Source organism: Micromonospora sp. NRRL B-16802, from assembly GCF_001279555.1.
GTDB lineage: Bacteria > Actinomycetota > Actinomycetes > Mycobacteriales > Micromonosporaceae > Micromonospora > Micromonospora profundi.
In genome coordinates, this window is sequence record NZ_LGEB01000024.1 from 67,297 (window position 1) to 89,385 (window position 22,089).

The following is a 22,089-nucleotide window of genomic DNA, read 5'->3' on the forward strand; positions in this document are numbered from 1 at the left end:
CCGCACGCCACTCCGGGGGCAGGGTCAGCTGTCGGCGCCCCGGTTACCGGTCGCCCACCCGTCCGGTGGACGACGACACCACCGCACCCTCGTGCGGACGTACCTGAACAGAGGTCGGAATGACGACGACAATCAAGATCGGACCGCACGCGGTCGGTGCCGGCGAGCGACCCTTCGTGGTCGCCGAGATGTCCGGTAACCACAACGGCGACCTGAGCCGGGCGCTGGCCATCGTGGACGCGGTGGCCGAGAGCGGGGCGCACGCCCTGAAGCTCCAGACGTACCGGCCGGACACCATCACGATCGACGTCGACACCCCGGCCTTCCGCATCTCCACCGGTCACGAACTGTGGGGCGGCGAAAATCTGTACCGCCTCTACGAGCGGGCGCACACCCCGTACGAGTGGCACGCCCCGATCTTCGAGCGCGCCCGGGAGCGCGGGCTGACGGTCTTCTCCTCACCGTTCGACGCGACCGCTGTGGAGCTGCTGGAATCGCTTGACGCACCGGCGTACAAGATCGCCTCGTCGGAGCTTGTGGACCTGCCGCTGATCCGGCTGGTGGCCAGCACCGGCAAGCCCTTGGTGATCTCCACCGGGATGGCGACGGTGGCCGAGATCGACGCCGCCGTACGGACCGCCCGCGACGGCGGGGCGACGGGCATCGTGCTGCTGGCCTGCACCGCGTCCTACCCGGCGCCCCCCGCCGACAGCAACCTGCGCCGCCTGCCCGTGCTGGCCGGCGCCTTCGACGTGCCGGTCGGGCTCTCCGACCACACGCCCGGCATCGGCGTGGCCGTCGCCTCGGTGGCTCTCGGCGCCTGCTTCATCGAGAAGCATGTGACGCTGGACCGGGCCGACGGCGGCGTGGACTCGGACTTCTCGCTTAACCCGGAGGAACTGGCGGCCTTGGTCGCCGAGTCCGGCAGGGCGTACGCGGCGCTGGGCGGCACCGCCATCGGCCCGACCCCGGCCGAACGGGAAGGGCTGCGGTTCCGGCGTTCGCTCTACGTCGTCGAGGACGTGCGGGCCGGTGACCCGGTCACGGCGCGCAACGTGCGGTCGATCCGGCCGGCGGGCGGGCTGGCCCCGGTGGAGATCGACCGGGTCCTGGGCCGCACCTTCACCACCGATGTCCCGCGCGGCACCCCTCTGAGCTGGGACCTCATCTGACCGTAGCCCCTGCCCTGCCCTGCCCTGCCCTGCCCTGCCCTGCCCTGCCCTGCCCTGCCCTGGAGCCGGCCTACGGCTGCGCGGGTCGGTCCGGCGTTGGCGAGGTCTGGGCCAACGTTGGTGCCTGTCGAGCTGCCCCAGATATGGGGCGGCTGACGACGGCGAACACCACCCACTCGTCGGGCGACCCCCGCGGCAACCTCGGCGGCGGCGAGCGCCCGGACACGGGGCAGCTCTGACGACAGCGAACACCACCCATTCATCGGGCGTTTCCGGCCGGCGAAACACCACCCACTCGTCGGGCGTTCCCGGCCGGCGATCCGGCGGCGAGCTGCCCCATATCTGGGGCAGCTCGACAGGCACGCGCATCGGCAGCATGGCGGCCGTCAGAGGCAGGAGTGACCCCGGCCCGTCGGGAGCGCGATGCGGGGTTCCGGGGCAGTGTCAGGGCCCGAGGCGAAGCCAGGCCCTGAGGCGAAGCCGACTGTGACGACCAGGTCGGCGACCCTCAGCGTGCGCCAGAGCACCGCCCCGCCGGCCGGCGTACCCAGCCCGTAGCGACGCCACCAGAGCGCCACCGGTACGTCGGCCAGCTTGCAGCAGCACTCGGCCCGGGTCCACCGGGCCCAGAAGTCCGCCGTACCGAATCGGCCGGCCAGCGTCGGAGGGACCGGGGCGTCGGCGCGCTCCGCGTCGATCGCGACCCGCCAACCGACCGTCGGCGGCCCGTACCAGCCCACGCAGCGACCGTCGTCGAGGTGGCTGCGGGTCGCCGCGTCGGCCGACTGCGCCGCGTCAGCGGCCACCCACAGGTACCGCTCGGCGGCGGCGAGCAGCGCCGGTACCGGGCGGGGCCGGACGACCGGGCGCAGGTCAGATGGAGGCGGCACCGTCCACCACGATCACTTGGCCGTTGATGTTGGTGTGGTCCCGCAGGAGCATCCGCACCACAGGTACGACCTCCGTCGGCTCGGTCAGGTGGCCGCTCGGGGTACGGCGCACGATCTGGTCGAGCTGGGTGGGGCCGAGCACTGCGGACATCTCCGAGGCGAAGAACCCGGGCGCGACAGCGTTCACCAGCATCCGGCCGCCCAACTCCCGTGCCAGCGAACGGGTGGCGGCGTCCATGCCGCCCTTGGTGGCCGAGTACGCCACCAGGCCCGGAAACCCGCGCTGCGCGCAGATCGAGGTGATGTTGACGATCCGTCCCCGCAGGCCCTTGCCGAGCATCCGCCGGATGACGAGTCGGGTCAGTTGCAGCGGCGCGGTCAGGTTGGTCTCGATGATCCGGGCAATGTCGTCGGTGGCGGTGTGCACGTGCAGGGAGTCCTGACCGACGGCGGCGTTGTTGACGAGGCCGTCGATCGGGCCGAGGCGCTGCTCCACCTCGCGGACGAAACTCTGGGCGGCACGCAGGTCGGTGACGTCGACCGGCCCGACATGCACCCGGCCGGGGTGCTCGGCTGCGAGCTTCTCCAGCTCCGGCGTGACGGTACGGGCGAACGCGGCAACCCGTACGCCCATGTCGAGCAGGTCGGTGACGATGGCCAGGCCCAGCCCTCGTGAGCCGCCGGAGACGAGGACCACGGAGCTGGGCGGTACGAGCGGGGTGTCGGGGAGGTCAGACATCGCTCTTCAAGGTCTCCTTGACGGGAATCTCGGTCAGCACGCGGATCCGGCGGGGTACCGCGTACTCGGGTAGCCGCTCGGCGCACCAGCGGACCAGCGCGGCCTCGTCGGGCACGGGGGCAGCGGTGGGGGTGAGGACCACGTCGGCGACCACCATCGCGCCGAGCACGGGAGCCCGGCGGCCGGTCACCCGGGCCCAGGCCACAGCGGGGTGCCCGGTCAGCACACCGCGCACCACACCTGCGGAGACCTTGCTGCCACCGACGTTGATCTCGTCGGAGTCCAGTCGCCCGGTGATGAGCACCCGACCGTCGATCAGCTGGACCCGGTCCCCGGTGTGGATCGGGCCGGCCAGGCCAGCCCCGTGGTAGGGCGAGGTAACGACCAGTTCGTCGCCGTGGACGGTGATCGTGGGTCGGCCCGGGGTTTTTCGGCCCAGCCACTCGACCGGGAAACCGGCCCGCCCGTCGTGCACCACGATGGACGCCCCCACCTCTGAGGAGGCGTAGATCCAGGAGAGCCGGGCGGCGGGAAAGACCTCCCGCAGCTGGTCAAGGATCGCCTGATCCACCGGTTCGCCGCCGAGGGTGATCTGCCGCAGCGGCACCCGGGCCAGCGCGGCGGAGTCCCGGTAGAGGGTGCGCCGCCAGAAGGTCGGGGTGCCGGACGCGGCGTCGACGCCGTGCGCGGCGGCGACGGCGGGCCAGTCGTCCAGCTCGTCCGGCTCGACGACGACCAGGTGCTGACCGGATTGGGTCAGCGACAGGGTCACCACCTGCCACCAGGCGTACGTGCCGGGGGCGTACGGGCACAGCCACGTCCGGTCCGGCTGGTCGCCACGCACTGTGGTGAGGGTGTCGAGGGTGTGCCCGACCCGCTTGGGGCGACCGGTCGAGCCGGAGGTCAGCAGCCAGAGCCGGCCGGGCTCGGCGGCCCGTGGCCGGGTCGGCGCGCTGGGGTGCACGCCGTCGTCGCCGACGAGGGCGACGGTGAAGCCGGCGTCCAGCAGCTCGGCGCGCATCGCCGCGTCGACCCGGCTCGCGGTGCTGAGCAGCAGCTCGGTGCCGTGCGTGGCGTGCTGCCGGGCGGCGGCGAGCGCGTGCCCGGCGGTGTGCGCCAGCACCGCGGCGGGATCGGGCAGGGCTGGCGTCGGCAGGGCCCGCCAGGTCAACGGGGTGCCGCCGACGACGAGCCGGTTGTCGACGCCGGCCGGCTCCGGACGCGCGGAGGCCGGGCGGGAGGTCGCGACGGTCACTGCTGTTGCAGCTCGACGAGGAAGTCGAGGACGTCGGAGACGGTGGCGATGCGCCGCAGGCCGGGGGCGTCGAAGTTGAGCTCCTCCCCCGTCTCGTCCTCCACCCGCAGGGCCAGCTCGGAAAAGTCCAGCGAGCGGAAACCGATCTCCCGCAGTTGCGCCGAGTCGTCGTCGGGCAACTCCTTGTCCTGGTTTTTCAGCACCTGATCCATGAGGTCGCGGATCTGTGCGCGACTCAATTCGTTCATGCGCCGGAGTCTACAACCCAGCGATTGGATATTCGATTTCCCGGTTCGGCCGGTAAGGTGCCGGAGACCGGTCCTGAACAGGTGGAAAGAGAGGCGCACGTGCTGCGCGAAGCGACGCCGGAAGACGTTCATCTGATGTTGTCCTGGCGTAATCAGGAAACCAACCGTCAGGCCAGCAAGACCAACCACGAAATCACCACCGAGGAGCACTTCCGGTGGTGGGCGGCGGTGCGCTCCGACCCGTCCCGGCGGGTTCTGGTGTACGTCCACGACGACCGCCCGTGCGGTGTGGTCACCTTCTTCGACCTGCGGCTGGACGGCCCTCGTACCGGCGCGTGGGGTTTCTATCTGGACGGTGACGGGCTGGCCAAGCGGGGCGAGACGCTGCCCGCCTGGCTGGGGGTCATGCGCGAAGCGGTGGAGTACGCCTTCGACGGGTTGCACCTGGACCGGTTGAACGGGGAGGTGCTCGCGCACAACACCGCCGTACGACAGATGAATCGCCGTTTCCGATTCGTCGAGGGCCCCCCGCGACAAGAGGCTTCCGACGGCCGGGAAATCACCGTCATCCCGATTTCGCTGAGCCGGGAGGAGCGCCGTCACCGCTGATTGTCGGCGCGCATTCTCTGACATTTAACCGCCCGTGCCCCCGGTAGTCATCCGCCGTTCACGAAAGGCGATTTCCACAGGGGCGCGGGCGACGACAATGCGCGGGTCAGGCGCGCCGCCAGGCCGCCCAGTGCTGCTCGACGTTGCCGCCGAGCCGGACGAAGCCGTACGCCGTGCCGTTCCAGTCGTCGGGTTGGCCGGGCGCCCAGCGGGTGAACACCACCTGCGCCTCGGCCGGTGGCTTGTCGCGGAACCACCGCACGTCGGTCCAGGTCACCTGGTGGCTGAGGTTGAACCGCAGGATGTAGTGCACTCCCGTGGAGGCCCACACCCGTTCGCCCTGGCGTACCCCGAGGTCGGCGACCCGGGGGGTCGGCGCGGTGCTCGCGGCCATCGGTCGCACGAGCCTCTGGTCGATCACCTGCATGGTGACGAGGTTGACCGCGACCAGGGCGCCGAGCATCGGCAGGCGCAGCCGGGGCACCCGGACCGCTGCGACGAGAAGCAGGCAGCCGGCGATGCCGACAAGCGACCCGACGACGGGTCGCATCTCCCGCCAGCCGCCGGTGAGCGCCATCAGGTCCGGTGCGCCGAAGCCGCCGTAGCGCAGTGTGTGTCCCCGGCTGGAAACGTAGGCGAGCCGGGCGGCGATCAGCGCGCCGCCGGCCACGAGAAGCGCCACCGCGACGGCTGCCTGGCGCAGGACCACCCGTCGTCCGGCGGTGAGCAGCACCCCGAGGCCGACGAGCAGCCAGAACGGGGCGAGCATCTGGACGTAGCGGCCGTAGATCGCGTCCAGCGGCTTGCCGGTGATGCCGGCCAGGATCACCGACGCGCCGCTGGCCACCCCGACGCTCACCACGAGCGCCACGCCCATCGTCCAGCGGGTGGCGTCGCCGCGTCGCGGACGCCACAGTTCCCGGACGGCGGCGGCCCACGCCACACCGGCCATCCCGAACGTGATCACCACGAGGTACCAGAGCTGGGTGGCCACTGCCGCGCCGACGCGTACCACGCCCTGGCCGGAGGCGACCGCCGCGACAGTGCCGCCGCCCGGTGTGCTGCCCAGCAGATAGACCTTGTCCCCGAGGAAGCGGATGCCGGCCTCGTTGACGAGCGCCAGGGCCAGCACCGGCAGCAGCGCCGCGAGCACGGCGGCGGGGGTGATGCGGCGGCGGACGAACAGCAGCAGGACCAGCCCGGCGTGTACCGCCACGATCACCAGGCCGCGGGAGTGCAGCAGGTGGAACGCGCCGACGAGCAGGCCGACGGTGGCCGCCGCGAGCGGGCCGGGTCGCTCGACCCAGCGGTGGACGGCGAGCAGCCAGGCGACGACCAGCGGCGCCATCACCGTGTCGATCATCGCGACGCCGGCGTAGAAGGCGGTGGCCGGCACTGTCGCCGCCACCATGGCCGCGAGCAGGGCGTACGAGCGGGGCAGGCGGAGCACCCGCCTGCTGAGCAGGTACGCCAGCGGCAACAGCGTCGAGTTGACCATCGCGTTGATCAGCTGGACCAGCCGATAGCTGTCGGTGAAGTCCCTGTCGCCGAGGAAGGCAGGCGAGATCAGCATCGGGTAGCCGACCCGCCGCAGCAGGTCGTTCTCGCTGCTGAACCCGCCGGGCCCGCCCATCAGCGCGCGGGCGGTGTTCAGGTAGCTGTCCTCGTCGGTGTGCGCGATGGGCAGCACGATGTGCCGGGACAGCCACATCCGCCAGGCGACGCTGAGCACCCAGCCGGCGACGAGCAGCAGCGGCACCAGCCATCGCCGCGCGGGTGCCGCTGGCGGTGTCCCGGCCGGGGCCGCCGGCCGTTGGATCACGTCGCTGCCGGATGCCATCAACGCCTCCTGAAGTGCCGGTCCGGGCCGGTCCCCCGCCCGTCGGTGGGCACGTCGGACCGGCCGGTGGCGCTCGGGGATGACCCGCTCGCGCCGAGGTGGCGCGGATGTCGGGTGAACGCGGGAACTGAGGCCACACGCGGGTGACCCTGTCGCTCGCGCGGCCACTGTAGCGACCCGATCCGGCCTGGTCAGTCCACTTGCGCAGGGAGCGGAAGTGTTCGCCTGCCCGCTGCCGGCCATTCACGTTGGCCGGGTGAGTGGTTCACCCGTGAGCGCCGGCCCGTTAACCCGCCGGAGTTAGCGTTCCACCCCGGTCGGCTGGCCGAGGGCCGCCCGCTCATCCACGATCACGGGAGCACCAAATTGAGTGAGTTGAATGGATCGTCCATTCTGATCACCGGGGGAACGGGTTCCTTCGGCAGGACGTTCCTCAAGCACATTCTCACCGAGGCCGACCCCGCCCGGGTAGTGGTCTTCTCCCGCGACGAGCTCAAGCAGTACGAGCTGCGCCAGCAACTCGGCGACGACCCGCGCCTGCGGTGGTTCATCGGCGACGTCCGGGACCGGCGCCGCCTCACCCGGGCGATGCACGGCGTGGACCACGTCGTGCACGCCGCCGCGCTGAAGCAGGTGGACACCGCGGAGTACAACCCCTCCGAGTTCATCGCCACGAACATCACCGGCTCCCAGCACGTGGTGGACGCCGCGATCGAGGCAGGCGTCCGGAAGGTCATCGCGCTCTCCACCGACAAGGCGTCCAGCCCCATCAACCTGTACGGCGCCACAAAGCTGGTCGGCGACAAGCTGTTCGTCTCGGCCAACCACTACGCCGCACACCACCCGACCCGGTTCGCTGTGGTCCGCTACGGCAACGTGGTCGGCAGCCGCGGCTCAGTCGTTCCGCTGTTTCACAGGCTGGCCGCCGAGGGCAAGAGCCTGCCGATCACCGACAAGCGGATGACCCGGTTCTGGATCACGCTGGAGCAGGCCGTGCAGTTCGTCATGGACTCGTTCGACCAGATGCAGGGCGGAGAGCTGTTCGTACCGCGCATCCCGAGCATGCGGATTCTCGACCTGGTCGAGGCGGTCGCCCCGGAGGCCACCACGCACGAGATCGGCATCCGCCCCGGCGAGAAGCTGCACGAGGAGATGATCGCCCCGGACGACAGCCGGCGGACGCTGCGCGCGAAGGACCGCTACATCGTCCAGCCGACGATCGCCGGCTGGGGTTACCAGCCGCCTGTCGACTGCGAGCCGGTGTCGGACGGGTTCGCCTACCAGTCGGACACCAACGACGAGTGGCTCAGCGTCGACCAGCTACGCACCATGCTCGGCATCGCCGCGTGATGGCGATGCTCCCGTACGGCCGGCAGTCGGTCACCGATGCGGACGTCGAGGCGGTCTCGGCGGTGCTGCGCAGTGACTGGCTCACCACCGGCCCGCAGGTCGACGCCTTCGAGGCGGACCTGGCCGAGGTGACCGGTGGCGTCGGTGTCGCCACCGTCTCCAACGGCACCGCCGCCCTGCACGTGGCGTACGCGGCTGCCGGCGTCGGCCCCGGCGACGAGGTGGTCGTTCCGCCGATGACGTTCGTGGCGACCGCCAGCAGCGCGGTCGCCCTCGGCGCGAAGATCGTCTTCGCGGACGTGGAGGAGGAGACCTTCTGCCTCGACCCAGCGGCGGCGGCCGACGCCGTGACGTCGCGGACGACTGTGGTCGCGGCTGTCGACTACGCCGGCCACCCCGCCGACTACGACGCGCTGCGCAAGTCCGTTGAGGGCAGTGACGCGCTGCTGCTCGCCGACGCGGCGCACTCGATCGGGGGCACGTACCACGGCCGGCCGGTCGGATCACTCGCCGACCTGACGACGTTCTCGTTCTTCCCGACGAAGAACCTCACCACCGCCGAGGGCGGCGGGGTCGCCGCGCTGGACCCGGAGATCCTGAAGCGGGTCCGCCGGTTCCGTGGCGTGGGCATGGTCCGCGAGCGTGACGACCTGCGGCGGCCCGACGAGGGCGGCTGGTTCTACGAGGTGCCCGAGTTCGGGCTGAACTACCGCCTGCCCGACGTACTCTGCGCGCTGGGTCGCAGCCAACTGCGCCGGCTCGGCGAGTTCGTCGCCCGCCGGGCCGCACTTGTCGCCCGCTACAACGAGGCACTCGCCGACCTGGACGGGGTACGCCTGCCGGTCCAGCAGCCGTGGGCCCAGCCGGCGTGGCACCTCTACCCGATCCGCGTCCTGGATGGACGTCGCCGCGAGATCTACGACGCGATGCGCGCGGCGGGAATCGGCGTGCAGGTCAACTACATCCCCGTGCACTGGCACCCGGTCTTCGCCGACCTGGGCTACCGGCGGGGGTCCTGCCCGGTCGCCGAGTCGTTCTACATCCAACAGCTGTCGCTGCCGCTCTATCCGACGCTGCGCGACGCGGACCAGGACCGCGTCATCGACGTGCTCACCGCCGCGCTGCGCGGCCACCGGGCGCGGCCCGCCGCCGCGTGATGGGACGCTGATGCACCACGCCAACCACTTCTACGGCCACGCCCACGTCCTGGCCCGCTACACCGGCCTCGGCGACCGCCATCCCCCGCGCATCAACGGGTACGTGCAGCACGGCTGGAACATCGGTGACGGCCTCGCCCCCGGTCACCCGTACGCCGAGCGCACCCCGAGCCTGCTCTGGTCCGAACAGACCCGCCGCCGCGCCTGGTCGGTGGGGCGACGCAACGTGGTCGTCATCGGTGCTCCCTTCGTGTACCTGCTGGCCATGCGGCCCGAGGATCCGCCGGCCGAGGAACGCGAGGGCACCATCTGGTATCCGTTCCACGGTTGGGAGGGTCAGCACGTCAAGGGCGACCACCGGGAGCTGATCGCCCGCATCCGGGACACCGAGCCCGGCCCGGTCACCGTCTGCCTCTACTGGCACGAGTACGGGATGCGCCACGTCCGCCGCCTCTACGAGCGCGCCGGGTTCCGGGTCATCTGCCACGGCTACCGGGGGCACTGGTGGAAGGACACCGACCCGGAGTTCCTCGACAAGCAGCTGACCGAGCTGCGCCGCCACCGCCGGGTGGCGTCCAACCGGCTGACCAGCGCGATCTTCTACGGCATCGCGGCCGGCTGCGAACCAGCCGTCTACGGCGACCCGATGATCCTGTCCAACGAGGACCCGACGTTCGGCGGGACGGCCCGCATCCGCCGGCAGTGGCCGGAACTGCACGGCACCTCGGTTGACCTGCCCACCGCCGTCCGGATCGCCCACGCCGAGCTGGGCACCGACCACCGTTGCACGCCAGCGGAGCTGCGGGAGCTGCTCGGCTGGGCGCACCTCCCGGAAGAAGAAGAGGACGACAGTGAAGACTGAGACGGCACCCGCCGGCCGGATCACAGTGCCGGGCGGCGAGATGCTGGCCTGGTCCGACCTGCCGAAGAAGCGGCTGGCCGACGGTGGGCCCCTCGCCGCGCTGGCCGCCCGCATCGTGCCGCCCGGGGCGCGCGTCCTCCTTGCCGGCCCGCACGACCCGGCGCTGCTCGACCGGCTCGCCCACGCCGAGGTGACCTGCCTGCTGCGCAGCCATCCCGACGCGGTGGCGCTTGCCGAACGGGCCGCCCACGTGGTGGTGGGTGGCCCTGCCGGGCTGCCCGACGACGAGACGTACGACGTCGTGATCGCCGCCGCCGGTCTCGACCCGGTGGAGTCCGTGGAGGGCGCCCGGCTCGGCTGGAACGGCGTGCTGGCCCGGCTGGTCGCGGCGGTACGGCCCGGCGGCGCGCTGCTGCTGCGCCTGGACAACCCGCTCGGGCTGCACCGGCTCGTCGACACCACCCCCTGGTACGCCGCCCGCGACAACTCCGCCTGGGTGATCGGCGGGGTGCTGGACCAGAGCCATCCGGCCAACCGGGACCAGTTGCGCGAGCGGCTGGTCAGTGCCGGGCTGCACCCGACGGCGTGCTGGGCCGCGTACCCCGTCGGGGGTGCCGCGACGGCGCTGCTCGCCGCCGACCAGCTCGACCGGGGCGCGGGCTCCGGGCTGTTCGACGCGGTGCTGCACGGCGCCTGCGCCGGGCTCACCGGCACGGCGACGGTGCTCCAGGACCCGGCGCGGCTGGCGGTCGACGCACTGCACGCCGGGCGCGCCGCCGACCTCGCGCCCGGCTGGCTCACGCTCGCCCGCCGCCCCGGCGGCCCTGATCTGCCCGCCGACGGCGACCTACCGGTGGCGCTGGTGCAGACCGGGCCGCCCGACACCGGCGTGCTGGAGGTCCTGGACGGTCCGTCGGGCTGGCGGTGGGGCCGCGCCACAGGGACCGACACGAAAGCGCCAGCCGCGCCGTTCGCCAGCCGCGAGGCCGCGTACCGGGACCTCGACGCCCTGTCCGGGCCCGTGCCGCCCGGACGGCTGCTGCGCACCCTGCTGCTCGACGCCGCGCTGCGCCGCGACCTGACGACGCTACGCACGCTGCTGCGCGGGTACGCGGCCTGGCTCGCCGACCACACCGACGCCGACGGCCGGCTCACCGGCGCGCTCGCGCTGGCCAGCGCCGACAACGTGGTGGTCAGCGACGCCGGCTACGCGGTGCTCGACCCGAGCTGGCGGGCCACCGACGCGCTGCCCGGCGACGTGGTCCTGGCCCGTGGGCTGTGGCGCTTCGCGGCGGGCCTGCTCACCGGCGGGTACGCCAACCCGTGGCCGTCCACAGTCGACGTGGCGGGCCTGACAGTGGTCCTCGGCGGCCTCGCCGACCGGGACCTGGACCGGGCGACAGTGGCCAAGGCGGTACGGGCCGAGGCGGCGATCACGGCGGCCCTGCACGGCCTGGACGCCGACGGCCAGGCCAACCTCGCCGGCGAGCTACGTGCCGTCGAGCCGACCGACCCCCCGATCGGCACGCACAGCTACCAGCAGGTACGGGAGGCGTGGCTGCGCCAGCGCGAGGAGATCAGCCGTCTCGTGGCGCTGACCAGGTGGACCGAGGAACTGCTCACCTCCCGGGAGCGGGCGCTACGCCGCGCCGAGGCGAAGATCGGCCTGCTCAGCGGCTCCATCAGCTATCGCGTCGGCCGGCTGGCCATCACGCCCGCCCGGCTGGCCAAACGCGGCGCCCGTGCCGCCAAACGCCGGGCGCGCGCCGCGCTCGCCCCCAAACAGGAGGAGCAGCAGTGACCGGCGACAGCCACGCCCGGGTGACTCCCGCCGGGACGCTTGGGACGGCTCCGACGGCCGACACGGGGGTGACCGTCGGGGCGCAAGCCGCCGGGGCGCGCATTGTCGGGATCGTGCAGGCCCGGATGGGGTCGTCGCGGCTGCCGGGCAAGGTGCTCCGGCCGCTCGCCGGCCGGTCCGTGCTGGGCCGGGTGGTGCGGGCCGCCCGCGACAGCGGCGTCCTCGCCGACCTTGTGGTCGCCACCAGCACGGACGCTGTCGACGACGCGGTGGCGGCCGAGTGCGAGCGACTGGACGTGCCCTGCCACCGGGGGCCCGTCGACGACGTGCTCGGCCGGTTCGTGGGTGCCCTGGTGGCGCACCCGGGTGACGCGGTCATGCGGTTCACCGCCGACTGCCCACTGCTCGACCCGGAGATCATCACGCTTGTCGCCTCCGTGTACCGGGCGGTGCCCGGTCTGGACTACGCGAGCACGTCGATCGCCCGTACGCTGCCGCGAGGGCTGGACGTCGAGATCATCCGCGCGGAGACGCTACGTACCCTCGGCCGGCTCGCCACCGGGCACCACAGGGTGCACGTGACCTCGTACGCGTACACCCATCCGGAGCTGTTCCGGGTGCTCGGGGTTACCCTCACGCCGGACCGCTCGGCGCTGCGGCTGACCCTCGACACCGAGCAGGACTGGGCGCTGGTGAGTGCGGTGACCGACCACTTCGGCGACGTCAGCGTGCCGCTGGCCAAGCTCGCGGACTGGCTGGACGGGCAGCCCCGGCTGCGGGCGCTCAACGCCGACGTACAGCAGAAGCGGTTGGAGGAGTCCTGAGCACGCTCCGCGTCGGACTGCGCTGCGACGCCGGGCCGCGGCGCGGCGTCGGCCACCTCGTCCGCTGCCTGGCGCTCGCCGAGGAGTTCCTGGCGCGCGGCGCCCACGTGGCGGTGTTCGGCACTGTGGAGCGGGTCGACTGGGCCACCGCCGAGCTGGCCGCACGGGGCATCCCCCTGCACCCGGGCCCCGAGTCGCCGGCCGGGCTTGTCGAGGCGGCCCGCCGGCACGACCTGGACGTGCTTGTGCTCGACTCCTACGAACTGGATCCCGCCGGAGCGGGCGCGCTGCGCGCCGCCGGGGTGTTCACAGTCGCCCTGATCGACGGAGACTCCCGAGGTCAGGACGCGGACCTCTACCTCGACCAGAACTTCGGGGCGAGGCTTCCCGAACTGGCCGGGCGACTGCTCGCCGGCAGCGACTACGCCCTGCTGCGCGACTCGGTCGTGACCGCCCGACCGCCGGCACCTCGGCCCGCCGAGACCGTGAGCCGGCCCCGGGTGCTGGCCTTCTTCGGCGGCACCGACGCCCTCGGCGCTGCTCCGCTGCTGACCCGGGTGCTGGTGGCCACCGGACACCCCATGGACCTCACTGTCGTCGTCGGGCGACCCGAGATCGAGGCGGAGCTGGAGGACATCACCCCCGGGCGAGGGCAGGTCATCCGTACCGTCCCGCCCACCGGCTCACTACCGTCGCTGATCACCGAGGTGGACCTGGTGGTGAGCGCTGCCGGCACCTCGACGTGGGAGCTGTGCTGCCTCGGCGCACCCGCCGCGCTGGTCTGCGTGGTCGACAACCAACGCGAGTCGTACGCCCGGGTGGTCCAGCACGGCCTGGCCGCCGGCCTCGGTGAGCTGCCGGAGCTGGCCGAGGCCGGCCTCGCGGGGCGTACCGCGCGGGCCTCGGCGGCGCGAACAGTGCATGGGCTGCTCAGCTCCCCGCAACGCCGGGCAGCGCTTGCCGCCCGGGCCTGGTCCGCCGTCGACGGGAAAGGCCGGGCGAGGGTCGTCGACGCGGTGTTCGAGGCGCTTCGCCCGGCGGCCCTACGCGGCTGACGCCGCCCCGGCGCCGCGTGACCCTCATGATCGCCGCCCTCCTCCGCATGATCACGCTCGCGGGGGCGGTGCGGTAATAGCACGGGTGTACTAATGGGCTGCTAGGGTGGCCGCATGACGCAGGCCTCCTACCAGCCGTCGATGCTCGACCTCGCCGACGCCGGGCCGACAGTGGGGCCGCTGCCCGGCCAGATCCGCAGGCACCACCTCAGCCGGGGCGCGTGGGTCGACCAGCTGCCCGGCTGGGTGCGCGGCTCCGACGCGGTGCTCGACACCCTGCTCAGCGAGGTGCCCTGGCGTGCCGAGCGACGCACCATGTACGACAGCGAGGTCGACGTGCCCCGCCTGCTCTGCTGGTACGCCGCCGACCGGCCACTGCCGCACCCTGTGCTCACCGCCGCACGGGAAGCCCTGACCCGGCACTACGCCCCCGAGCTGGGCGAGCCGTTCGTGACCGCCGGCATGTGCCTCTACCGCTCCGGGCGGGACAGCGTCGCCTGGCACGGCGACACCATCGGCCGCTCCGCGCACAGCGACACCATCGTCGCGATCGTGTCGTTCGGCTCGCCCCGACCACTGCTGCTGCGTCCGCGCGGCGGCGGCGACAGCCTCCGTTTCCCGGTGGGCCACGGCGACCTGATCGTGATGGGCGGCTCCTGCCAACGCACCTGGGAACACGCGATCCCCAAGACCACCCGTCCTGTCGGCCCGCGGGTGAGTGTCCAGTTCCGCCCCGTCAACGTGGCCTGACCCTCCCCGGGGTCAGTCGCGCTCCACCAGGTGACCCAGGACCGTCGGGCCGAGGATCACCGCGAAGCCGCTGCCGTCGCGGCGGGGATCGGCTGTGGGCAGCTCGACAGGTTCGCCGGTGCCGGTCGCGCCGACCGGGCGCGGCCCCACCCAGGCGACAGCAACGTCCGTCTCGTCCTTGAGGAAGCGGTGCGCCCGCACGCCGCCGGTCGCCCGGCCCTTCGCCGGGTACGCCTTGAACGGCGTCACCTTGACCGTCGCACCTGTGGACGTCACGACCATCGGCTCACCGTGCCCCGGATCGTCGGTGCGCACCGCCCCGAAGAAGACCACCCGCGCCCCGGCCGGCAGGTTGATGCCCGCCATCCCGCCGCCCTTGAGGCCCTGCGGACGGACCAGCCCGGCGGCGAAGCGCAACAGCGACGCCTCCGAGGTGACGAATGTCAGCGTCTCGGAGCCGTCGGTCAGCCAGGTCGCCCCGACCACCTCGTCGCCGTCGCGCAGGCCGATCACCTCGAACTCGTCGGACCGTACCGGCCACTCGGGCGAGCAGATCTTCGCCGCGCCCTGCCGGGTGCCAAGCGCCAGCCCGGGTGAGCCCTCCGCCGGGCCGCCGAGCGGGGCCAGGCCGAGAACCGTCTCCCCCGCCTCCAGCGGCACCAGCTCGGCGGCGGACATGCCGCCCCGCAGCGACACCGTGCCGGCCTGCTCGGGCAACACCGGCAGCGGCAACACGTCGATCTTGAAGGCCCGGCCGGCGCTCGTCACCAGGAGCACGCGGCCACGGGCCGTGGAGTGCACGATCGCGCGTACCGTGTCGTGCTTGACCCGGCCGTTGCGCCGGCGCCCCTCGGCGCTCTCCTCCGACTCGGCAGCGGTCCGGGCGACCAGCCCGGTCGCGGAGAGAATCACCTGGCACGGATCGTCGGCGACCTCCAGCGGGCCGGCCGGCGCGGACGCGGCAAGCACCTCCTTGAGGTCACCGTCGACGAGCGTGGTGCGACGCTCCGCGCCGAACTGCTTGACCACTGCCGCCAGCTCGTCGGAGACGACCTTCTTGAGCACCCGCTCGTCGTCCAGGATCGTGGACAGCTCGGCGATCTCGGCACGCAGACGCTCCTGCTCGGCCTCCAACTCGAGCCTGTCGAACTTCGTCAACCGGCGCAGCGGAGTGTCCAGGATGTAGGTGGCCTGGATGTCGGAGAGGCCGAACTGGCTCATCAGCCCGTCCTTGGCGGCCTGCGCGTCGTCGCTGCCCCGGATCAGCCGGACCACCCGGTCGATGTCCAGCAACGCGATCAGCAGACCGTCGACCAGGTGCAGCCGCTCCTGACGCTTGCGGCGGCGGAACGTGGTGCGCCTGGTGACCACCTCGTACCGGTGGGCCAGGAAGACCTCCAACAACGCCTTCAACCCGAGGGTACGGGGCTGGCCGTCGACCAGGACCAGGTTGTTGACGCCGAACGACTGCTCCAGCGGGGTGAGCCGGTAGAGGTCGGCGAGCAGCGCCTGCGGGTTGACCCCCACCTTGCACTCGACGACGAGCCGGGTGCCGCTCTCGCGGTCGGTGAGGTCCTTGACGTCGGCGATCCCGGTCAGCCGCTTGGTCTTGGTGACCTCGTTGGTGATCGCCGCGATGACCTTCTCCGCGCCGACACCGTAGGGCAACTCCACCACTGTGATCGCCTGGCGGCCCCGGCTGCCCTCCAGCGGGCCGATCTCCACCTTGCCGCGCATCCGCACGACGCCACGCCCGGTCTCGTACGCGCGGCGCACCTCGTCCAGGCCGAGCAGCACGCCACCGGTGGGCAGGTCGGGGCCGGGGACGAACTCCATGAGCTTGTCCAGAGTGGCGTCCGGGTGGTTGATGAGCCAGCGGGCGGCGGAGACCACCTCGGCCAGGTTGTGCGGGATCATGTTCGTGGCCATACCGACCGCGATCCCGGACGCACCGTTGACAAGCAGGTTGGGGAAGGCCGCCGGCAACACCGTCGGCTGCGTCAGCGAGCCGTCGTAGTTGGGCTCGACGTCGACGGTGTCCTCGCCCAGCTCACCGACGAGCAGCATCGCCTCGCGGGACATCCGCGCTTCGGTGTAACGCGAGGCAGCCGGTCCATCGTCCGGAGACCCAAAATTTCCATGCCCGTCGATGAGTGGCACGTTGAGCGAGAAGTCCTGCGCGAGGCGGACCATGGCGTCGTAGATCGCCGTGTCACCGTGCGGATGGTACTTACCCATCGCATCCCCGACAATTCGGGCAGACTTCACGTGGCCGCGGTCGGGGCGGTAGCCCTGCTCGTACATCGACCAGAGGATGCGCCGGTGCACGGGCTTGAGGCCGTCGCGGGCGTCGGGCAGGGCGCGGGAGTGGATGACCGAGAACGCGTACTCCAGGTAGGAGTCGGACACCTCGGTGACCAGCGGATTGTCGAAGACCCGCGCGCCAGCCTGGTCGAACGAGGAGAGATCGACCTTGTTGTCCTTACGGCGTGCCATGACTCAGATCTCCACTCGAACGAAACGGGTGCTCATGCGTCGATCGCTTCCCGGTCGACGCGGTCGGCGGAGTCGATCAGCCAGTTACGGCGCGGCTCGACCTTCTCCCCCATCAGCAGTTCGAGGATCCGCTCGGCGGCGTCCACGTCCTCGATGGTGATCCGGCGTACGGCCCGGGTGGCCGGGTTCATCGTGGTGTCCCACAGCTCGTCGGCGTCCATCTCACCGAGACCCTTGAAGCGCGGGATGGGGGTGACGATCTGCTTGCCGGCCTTCTCCAGCTTGCGGACCGTCGTCTCCATCTCGGCCTGCGTGTAGGTGTAGACCGTCTGCGGGTTGCGCCCCTTGGTGGTGATCTTGTGCAGGGGCGGCATCGCGGCGTAGAGCCGACCCGCCTCGATCAACGGCCGCATGTAGCGGGCGAAGAGGGTGATCAGCAGGGTACGGATGTGCGCGCCGTCCACGTCGGCGTCGGCCATGATCAGCACGCGGCCGTAGCGCAGCGCGGACAGGTCGAAGGTGCGCCCCGAGCCGGCCCCGAGCACCTGGACGATTGCCGCGCACTCGGCGTTGTCCAGAACCTGCTGGAGGTTGGCCTTCTGCACGTTGAGGATCTTGCCCCGGATCGGCAGCAGCGCCTGGTATTCCGAGGAGCGGGCCATCCGGCTCGTGCCGAGCGCGCTGTCGCCCTCCACGATGAACAGTTCGCTGCGTTCGACGCCGGTGGCCCGGCAGTCGACGAGCTTCGGCGGCATCGACGCGCCCTCCAGGGCGGTCTTGCGCCGGGCCGCGTCCTTCTGTTGCTTCTGGGTGAGCCGCACCCGCGCCGCGTCGACGATCTTCTGCAGGACGACGCGCGCCTCGGCCTTTGTGCGCCGGTCCTCCAGCCAGGCCTTGACGTGCGCGTCGACGAGGCTCTGGAGCACCTTTGTGATGCCTGTGGTGGACAGCTCGTCCTTGGTCTGCGAGGTGAACTGCGGCTCAGGGATCCGCACGTGCACGACAGCGGTCATGCCCTCCAGGACGTCGTCCAGGGTGGGCGGCTCCTCCTTGGCCTTGAGCAGCCCTCGGGTGTTGCGGACGGCGTCGGCGAGGGAGCGGACCAGCGCGCGCTCGAAGCCCTTGCGGTGCGTGCCGCCGTGCGCGTTGCGGATCGTGTTGGTGAAGCACTCGACGGTGCGCTCATAGCCGGTGCCCCAGCGGAACGCCACCTCGACCTCAGCGCGACGCTGCACGTTGGACTGCATGACACCGTTGGCGTCGGCGGCGTTCTCCCGGTACGTCCCCTCGCCGTTGACAAGCAGGATGCCGGAGACGGGCCGGTCGCCGGCCGGGGCGAGGAACTCCACCATGTCGCTGAGCCCGTTGGGGTAGTGGAACCGCTCCTCGGCGGGCGTCTCGCCGGTCAGGTCCCGCAGCAGGTACGTCACGCCGGGGACCAGGAACGCGGTGTTGCGCAGCTTCATCCGGACCGCGTCGACGTCGAGCGCGGCGCCGGTCTCGAAGTAGCGGGCGTCGTGCCACCAGCGGATCGAGGTGCCGGTGGGCTGGCCGCGCTTCATCTTGCCGGTCACCTGGAGGCCGGGGCCTGCGGTGAACGGGGCGTCCGGACCGTCGCCGTCGAAGACGCCCGGGACGCCATGCCGGAACGACATCGCGTGGATCTTGCCGGCCCTGCGGACCGTCACGTCGAAGCGGCGCGACAGCGCGTTGACCGCCGAGGCGCCGACGCCGTGCAGGCCGCCGGAGGTCTTGTAGCCGGAGCCGCCGAACTTGCCGCCGGCGTGCAGCCGGGTCAGCACCAGCTCGACGCCGGAGATGCCGGACTTGGCGTGCACGTCGGTGGGGATGCCCCGGCCGTCGTCGTCGACCTGCACCGAGCCGTCGGCGTGCAGGATCACCTCGACGTTGCTGGCGTGACCGGCGACGCCCTCGTCGGTCGAGTTGTCGAGGATCTCGTTGACGAGGTGACCCACGCCACGGCTGTCGGTGGAGCCGATGTACATGCCGGGCCGCTTGCGTACAGCGTCCAGCCCCTCAAGGTGGGTGAGGTCATCGGCCCCGTACAGGGTGTCAGGCTCTGCGGTCAACTGGTCGTACTCCCCGGTCTCGGCGGTGTGCAGCCGGTCACCGGCGACATCAGCCGGCGTGGCGCGCCGCAGCGAGCCTAGCCGGAGGCTGAGACATCAGCTGTAGGCCCCGCGCGACCCGCCGGGCCCGGACCTCACGGACGTGAGCAACCTGACAGCCCGCCACCTCGCCGCACGGGCGCTCCGCAGGGTTCGAGGGTGCAGTCCTTGTGTGTCCTTCATCGAACGAATCCGTTACAGGCCATTGACGTCCGTCGCACGCGGGTGATGTGATCGCGCTCTCAGAGAATCTTTCATCTTTCGATGGATGGGAGCCCCATGCCCACAATCCGGCGTACCGCGCTCGCGGCGGCCCTCACGATCGTCACGGCCGCCCTGTCGACGGCCGTCGCACTGCCCTCACCGGTGGCCGCCGCCCCGTCGACCGCTGCCGCAGCCGCGCTGCCCACCGCCGCGGTGGCGCTCGGCGACAGCTTCATCAGTGGCGAGGGCGCCGGGGCGTACGCGCCGGTGGTCGACGCCAACGGCGTCGCCCAGGGCTTCCCCGGCTGGACGGCTCCGAACAACAACGCGTACTTCTGCCACCGGTCGGCGAACGCCTCGCTGCACAAGGCCAACCTGCCGGGCATCCAGAACCGGTTCAACCTGGCCTGCTCCGGCGGTCAGCCGCACGACATCGCCACCGCCTCCGGCGCACGGGCCAACGGCCGTACGGTGGCCGCGCAACTCGACCAACTGCGCGCCGTGGCGCAGACCAACGACATCGACCTGGTGCTTATCGGCCTCGGGTCCAACAACAGCTCGTTCACGTTCGGCAGCGTCGCCGAGAAGTGCGCCAACCGCTTCATCGCCGATGCCTGGACCGGCTGGTGGGAGTTCTGGGCGTACCTGGGCGGGCCGGTGGAGCAGAAGCCGTGCACCGACGCCGACCTGGCCACCGCGGCGCAGCTCAGCGCCGCCACCGCCGAGACCACCGCCGCCGTACGCCAACTGCTGACCACCCTCGACCAGGTGGACGCGGACGGGCAGCACCGGGTGGTGTTCCAGGACTACACAAACCCGCTGCCGTTGGACCTGAACGCGACGTTCCATACCGAGGACAGCCGGGACGACACCCGGGACAAGTTCCGCGACCTCGGGGCCGAGCGGTACGCGGCCGGCTGCCCGATCCACCGGGCCAGCCTCGCTCCCGGGCACCGCTTCTCGCAGGGCCTGGGCACCATCGTGAAGACCACCCGGGACACCCTGGCCGCCGAGTTCCCGGCCGACGACCTGGTCTACCTCAACGTGCAGCGCGCCTTCGACGGCGCCCGGCTCTGCGAGACGACGACAAGCCCCACCGGCTCGCTGGCCACCCCCATCCGGTTGCAGGACAGCAACCCGAACGGCACCTTCGTCACCAGCCTCTCCGGCAAGGACAAGATCGCCATTCAGCGGATCGCCAACACCTGTGTCAGCTACTTCCAGACCTGCCAGGAGTCGTGGCACCCGAACGCCACCGGGCACCAGGTCCTCGGCCAGTGCCTCGCCGGGGCGGCAACCACCAGTGCCCGCGCGGTGAGCTGCGTCCGGGCCACCAACGGCACGATCAGCGTCTCCTGAGGCGTCGCCCGGGGCCCGCCGACCGGCGGGCCCCGGCACCCGGGCCACCAGTTTGAGGGTGATGACTCTGAGGTATCAATATGCCTCAGAGTCATCAAGCGTTTCAGAGTGTCGACCCGGTCCGGGAGGCATCGGGACCCGATCGGTACGCCCCCCCGTGGCTACCCGCCGGTAACCTCACGCGGCTAGGCTGAGCCGGTGAACGGGGACCCGGAGTACACGCAGGAGTTCGTCGAGGTCGACGGTGCCCGGATCGGCGTGCAGATCTATCCGGAGCCGGACGGCCCACCCGGCGCCCCAGTCGTGGTGATCTGGCCCGCGATGGGGGTCCGTGCCCGTTACTACCGGCCGTTCGCCGCGGAGCTACGCACCGCCGGACTCGCCGTGGTGGTCGCCGACCTGCGCGGCACCGGCACGAGCACCCCCGTGCCGAGCCGCGCCGACAGGTACGGCTACGCCGAGCTGGCAAGCGACGTCGGCGCTGTCCTGGCCGCGCTGAAGCCCCGCCTGGACGGGCGTACCCGGGTGCTGCTCGGCCACTCCCTCGGTGGGCAGGCCGCGCTCGTGCACCTGGCCCTCGACGGCGGCGACGCGGTCGACGGGTTGGCGCTTGTCGCGGTCGGCATCCCCTACTGGCGCACCTACCCTGGCCGACGAGGGTACGGCGTGCTGCCGTACACCCAGGGGATCGCCGCCACCGCGGCGCTGCTCGGCGTCTGGCCGGGTTGGGGTTTCGGCGGCCGGCAGGCACGCGGCGTCATCCGCGACTGGGCACACACCGCGCGGACCGGCCGTTTCCCCCACCTCGACGGTACGGACACCGAGGCGGCCGTACGGGCGGTGCGGATCCCTGTGCTCGCGGTCAGCGTGGACGACGACCAGTACACCCCGCACGAGACGGTGGACCACCTCTGCGGGAAGCTGGCCGCCGCCCCGGTGAGTCGGCAGCGGTACACGGTGGAGCAGGCCGGCGCGAAGCTGGACCACTTCACCTGGGTCCGTGCGAGCACTCCGCTGGCGCGGCAGGTGGCCCGCTTCGCCGAGGACCTGCCGCGCCGCTGAGCCCGAGCCGCACCGCCCGCTGACTCACTCGTCCTGGTCGAGCGGGACCAACTCGTCGTCGCGTTCCACCTGGATCGCGCCGTGGTCCTTGCGCGGGGCCACCTCGGCGATGTTCTTGTGCGGATCGTTGTCCGGGTGCATGAGCACCGGATCGGTGGTGGCGGTCTTCTCCCTGCTCTCCTCCGGCTGCGACATGACGTTCCCCTCTTTCGTCGGGTCGGTGGGATCTACCCGCCACCGCCCGGACGACTCCTGCTGTCGCCCCACCGACCCTGGTGTCCGCGACG

At 71.8% G+C, this 22,089-nt stretch carries 19 protein-coding genes; 11 read left to right on the plus strand and 8 right to left on the minus strand.

The genetic code is table 11. The annotated features are described in order from the left end of the window. Positions 1-119: 119 nt before the first annotated feature. Positions 120-1,172 (plus strand): pseudaminic acid synthase, encoded by a 1,053-nt coding sequence (gene pseI, locus ADK66_RS05110; protein WP_053652727.1) that lies wholly within the window; start codon positions 120-122, stop codon positions 1,170-1,172. A gap of 386 nt (positions 1,173-1,558) precedes the next feature. Here the strand turns inward: pseI and ADK66_RS05115 are convergent, their stop codons facing one another. Genes ADK66_RS05115 through ADK66_RS05130 form a run of 4 tightly spaced genes read right to left on the minus strand, consistent with a single transcriptional unit; the run spans position 1,559 to position 4,304 of the window. After that, positions 1,559-2,062 carry a hypothetical protein gene (locus ADK66_RS05115; protein ID WP_197281423.1) on the minus strand — a complete coding sequence of 168 codons (504 nt, stop codon included), beginning with the start codon at positions 2,060-2,062 and terminating at the stop codon, positions 1,559-1,561. Further along, positions 2,046-2,801, minus strand: a complete 756-nt coding sequence (locus ADK66_RS05120) for an SDR family NAD(P)-dependent oxidoreductase (protein WP_053652728.1) — start codon at positions 2,799-2,801, stop codon at positions 2,046-2,048. The genes ADK66_RS05115 and ADK66_RS05120 overlap by 17 nt, the downstream gene beginning before the upstream one ends. Further along, complete coding sequence (locus tag ADK66_RS05125; RefSeq protein WP_053652729.1) at positions 2,794-4,056, minus strand: AMP-binding protein; 1,263 nt, start codon at positions 4,054-4,056, stop codon at positions 2,794-2,796. The genes ADK66_RS05120 and ADK66_RS05125 overlap by 8 nt, the downstream gene beginning before the upstream one ends. Beyond that, positions 4,053-4,304: an acyl carrier protein gene (locus tag ADK66_RS05130; RefSeq protein ID WP_053652730.1), complete on the minus strand. Its 252-nt coding sequence runs from the start codon at positions 4,302-4,304 to the stop codon at positions 4,053-4,055. The genes ADK66_RS05125 and ADK66_RS05130 overlap by 4 nt, the downstream gene beginning before the upstream one ends. A gap of 99 nt (positions 4,305-4,403) precedes the next feature. On the opposite strand from ADK66_RS05130, the gene ADK66_RS05135 reads away from it, so the two are divergent. After that, positions 4,404-4,913, plus strand: coding sequence for a GNAT family N-acetyltransferase (locus ADK66_RS05135; RefSeq protein WP_053652813.1), 510 nt, complete (start codon positions 4,404-4,406; stop codon positions 4,911-4,913). Between the two features lie 106 nt (positions 4,914-5,019). Here the strand turns inward: ADK66_RS05135 and ADK66_RS05140 are convergent, their stop codons facing one another. Next, complete coding sequence (locus tag ADK66_RS05140) at positions 5,020-6,753, minus strand: glycosyltransferase family 39 protein (protein WP_053652731.1); 1,734 nt, start codon at positions 6,751-6,753, stop codon at positions 5,020-5,022. Positions 6,754-7,119: 366 nt separating this feature from the next. Between ADK66_RS05140 and pseB the strand changes: the two genes are divergently transcribed. The 7 genes from pseB (at position 7,120) to ADK66_RS05175 (ending at position 14,552) form a co-directional block, all read left to right on the plus strand. Beyond that, a complete protein-coding gene (gene pseB / locus ADK66_RS05145; protein ID WP_053652732.1) occupies positions 7,120-8,103 on the plus strand; it encodes a UDP-N-acetylglucosamine 4,6-dehydratase (inverting) in 984 nt (327 codons plus the stop codon). A 5-nt stretch (positions 8,104-8,108) separates the two neighbouring features. Then, the gene (locus tag ADK66_RS05150; protein ID WP_053652814.1) at positions 8,109-9,260 is read left to right on the plus strand and encodes a DegT/DnrJ/EryC1/StrS aminotransferase family protein; all 1,152 of its coding nucleotides are present in this window, start codon (positions 8,109-8,111) and stop codon (positions 9,258-9,260) included. Positions 9,261-9,270: 10 nt separating this feature from the next. Then, entirely contained in the window at positions 9,271-10,122 is an 852-nt protein-coding gene (locus tag ADK66_RS05155; protein WP_053652733.1) for a hypothetical protein, read from the plus strand. Further along, positions 10,112-11,923 carry a hypothetical protein gene (locus ADK66_RS05160; RefSeq protein ID WP_053652734.1) on the plus strand — a complete coding sequence of 604 codons (1,812 nt, stop codon included), beginning with the start codon at positions 10,112-10,114 and terminating at the stop codon, positions 11,921-11,923. The genes ADK66_RS05155 and ADK66_RS05160 overlap by 11 nt, the downstream gene beginning before the upstream one ends. A 68-nt stretch (positions 11,924-11,991) precedes the next feature. After that, positions 11,992-12,747 carry a cytidylyltransferase domain-containing protein gene (locus ADK66_RS05165; protein ID WP_255353012.1) on the plus strand — a complete coding sequence of 252 codons (756 nt, stop codon included), beginning with the start codon at positions 11,992-11,994 and terminating at the stop codon, positions 12,745-12,747. After that, complete coding sequence (locus ADK66_RS05170) at positions 12,744-13,802, plus strand: PseG/SpsG family protein (protein ID WP_053652735.1); 1,059 nt, start codon at positions 12,744-12,746, stop codon at positions 13,800-13,802. The genes ADK66_RS05165 and ADK66_RS05170 overlap by 4 nt, the downstream gene beginning before the upstream one ends. Positions 13,803-13,916: 114 nt before the next feature. Beyond that, positions 13,917-14,552, plus strand: coding sequence for an alpha-ketoglutarate-dependent dioxygenase AlkB (locus ADK66_RS05175; RefSeq protein WP_053652736.1), 636 nt, complete (start codon positions 13,917-13,919; stop codon positions 14,550-14,552). A gap of 12 nt (positions 14,553-14,564) precedes the next feature. On the opposite strand, the gene ADK66_RS05180 is transcribed toward ADK66_RS05175, so the two are convergent. Together ADK66_RS05180 and ADK66_RS05185 are read right to left on the minus strand one after the other, a co-directional pair. Next, positions 14,565-17,048 carry a DNA topoisomerase (ATP-hydrolyzing) subunit A gene (locus ADK66_RS05180; RefSeq protein WP_053652737.1) on the minus strand — a complete coding sequence of 828 codons (2,484 nt, stop codon included), beginning with the start codon at positions 17,046-17,048 and terminating at the stop codon, positions 14,565-14,567. A gap of 32 nt (positions 17,049-17,080) precedes the next feature. Then, on the minus strand, positions 17,081-19,138 hold the full coding sequence (locus tag ADK66_RS05185) for a type IIA DNA topoisomerase subunit B (RefSeq protein WP_053652738.1): 2,058 nt from the start codon (positions 19,136-19,138) through the stop codon (positions 17,081-17,083). 318 nt (positions 19,139-19,456) lie between these two features. On the opposite strand from ADK66_RS05185, the gene ADK66_RS05190 reads away from it, so the two are divergent. Together ADK66_RS05190 and ADK66_RS05195 are read left to right on the plus strand one after the other, a co-directional pair. Further along, positions 19,457-20,740, plus strand: a complete 1,284-nt coding sequence (locus ADK66_RS05190) for a hypothetical protein (protein ID WP_053652739.1) — start codon at positions 19,457-19,459, stop codon at positions 20,738-20,740. Positions 20,741-20,938: 198 nt separating this feature from the next. Further along, positions 20,939-21,802 carry an alpha/beta fold hydrolase gene (locus ADK66_RS05195; protein WP_053652740.1) on the plus strand — a complete coding sequence of 288 codons (864 nt, stop codon included), beginning with the start codon at positions 20,939-20,941 and terminating at the stop codon, positions 21,800-21,802. A gap of 24 nt (positions 21,803-21,826) precedes the next feature. On the opposite strand, the gene ADK66_RS31280 is transcribed toward ADK66_RS05195, so the two are convergent. Then, positions 21,827-21,997, minus strand: a complete 171-nt coding sequence (locus ADK66_RS31280; protein WP_157552245.1) for a hypothetical protein — start codon at positions 21,995-21,997, stop codon at positions 21,827-21,829. Between the last annotated feature and the right edge of the window lie 92 nt (positions 21,998-22,089).

What these genes read in the sequence shown, in the direction of transcription:
- ADK66_RS05190 (WP_053652739.1), top strand. Translation starts at nt 19,457, where the DNA reads ATGCCCACAATCCGGCGTACCGCGCTCGCGGCGGCCCTCACGATCGTC.
- pseI (WP_053652727.1), top strand. Translation starts at nt 120, where the DNA reads ATGACGACGACAATCAAGATCGGACCGCACGCGGTCGGTGCCGGCGAG.
- ADK66_RS31280 (WP_157552245.1), bottom strand. Translation starts at nt 21,997, where the DNA reads ATGTCGCAGCCGGAGGAGAGCAGGGAGAAGACCGCCACCACCGATCCG.
- ADK66_RS05175 (WP_053652736.1), top strand. Translation starts at nt 13,917, where the DNA reads ATGACGCAGGCCTCCTACCAGCCGTCGATGCTCGACCTCGCCGACGCC.
- ADK66_RS05120 (WP_053652728.1), bottom strand. Translation starts at nt 2,801, where the DNA reads ATGTCTGACCTCCCCGACACCCCGCTCGTACCGCCCAGCTCCGTGGTC.
- ADK66_RS05140 (WP_053652731.1), bottom strand. Translation starts at nt 6,753, where the DNA reads ATGGCATCCGGCAGCGACGTGATCCAACGGCCGGCGGCCCCGGCCGGG.
- ADK66_RS05150 (WP_053652814.1), top strand. Translation starts at nt 8,109, where the DNA reads ATGCTCCCGTACGGCCGGCAGTCGGTCACCGATGCGGACGTCGAGGCG.
- ADK66_RS05180 (WP_053652737.1), bottom strand. Translation starts at nt 17,048, where the DNA reads ATGGCACGCCGTAAGGACAACAAGGTCGATCTCTCCTCGTTCGACCAG.
- ADK66_RS05130 (WP_053652730.1), bottom strand. Translation starts at nt 4,304, where the DNA reads ATGAACGAATTGAGTCGCGCACAGATCCGCGACCTCATGGATCAGGTG.
- ADK66_RS05155 (WP_053652733.1), top strand. Translation starts at nt 9,271, where the DNA reads ATGCACCACGCCAACCACTTCTACGGCCACGCCCACGTCCTGGCCCGC.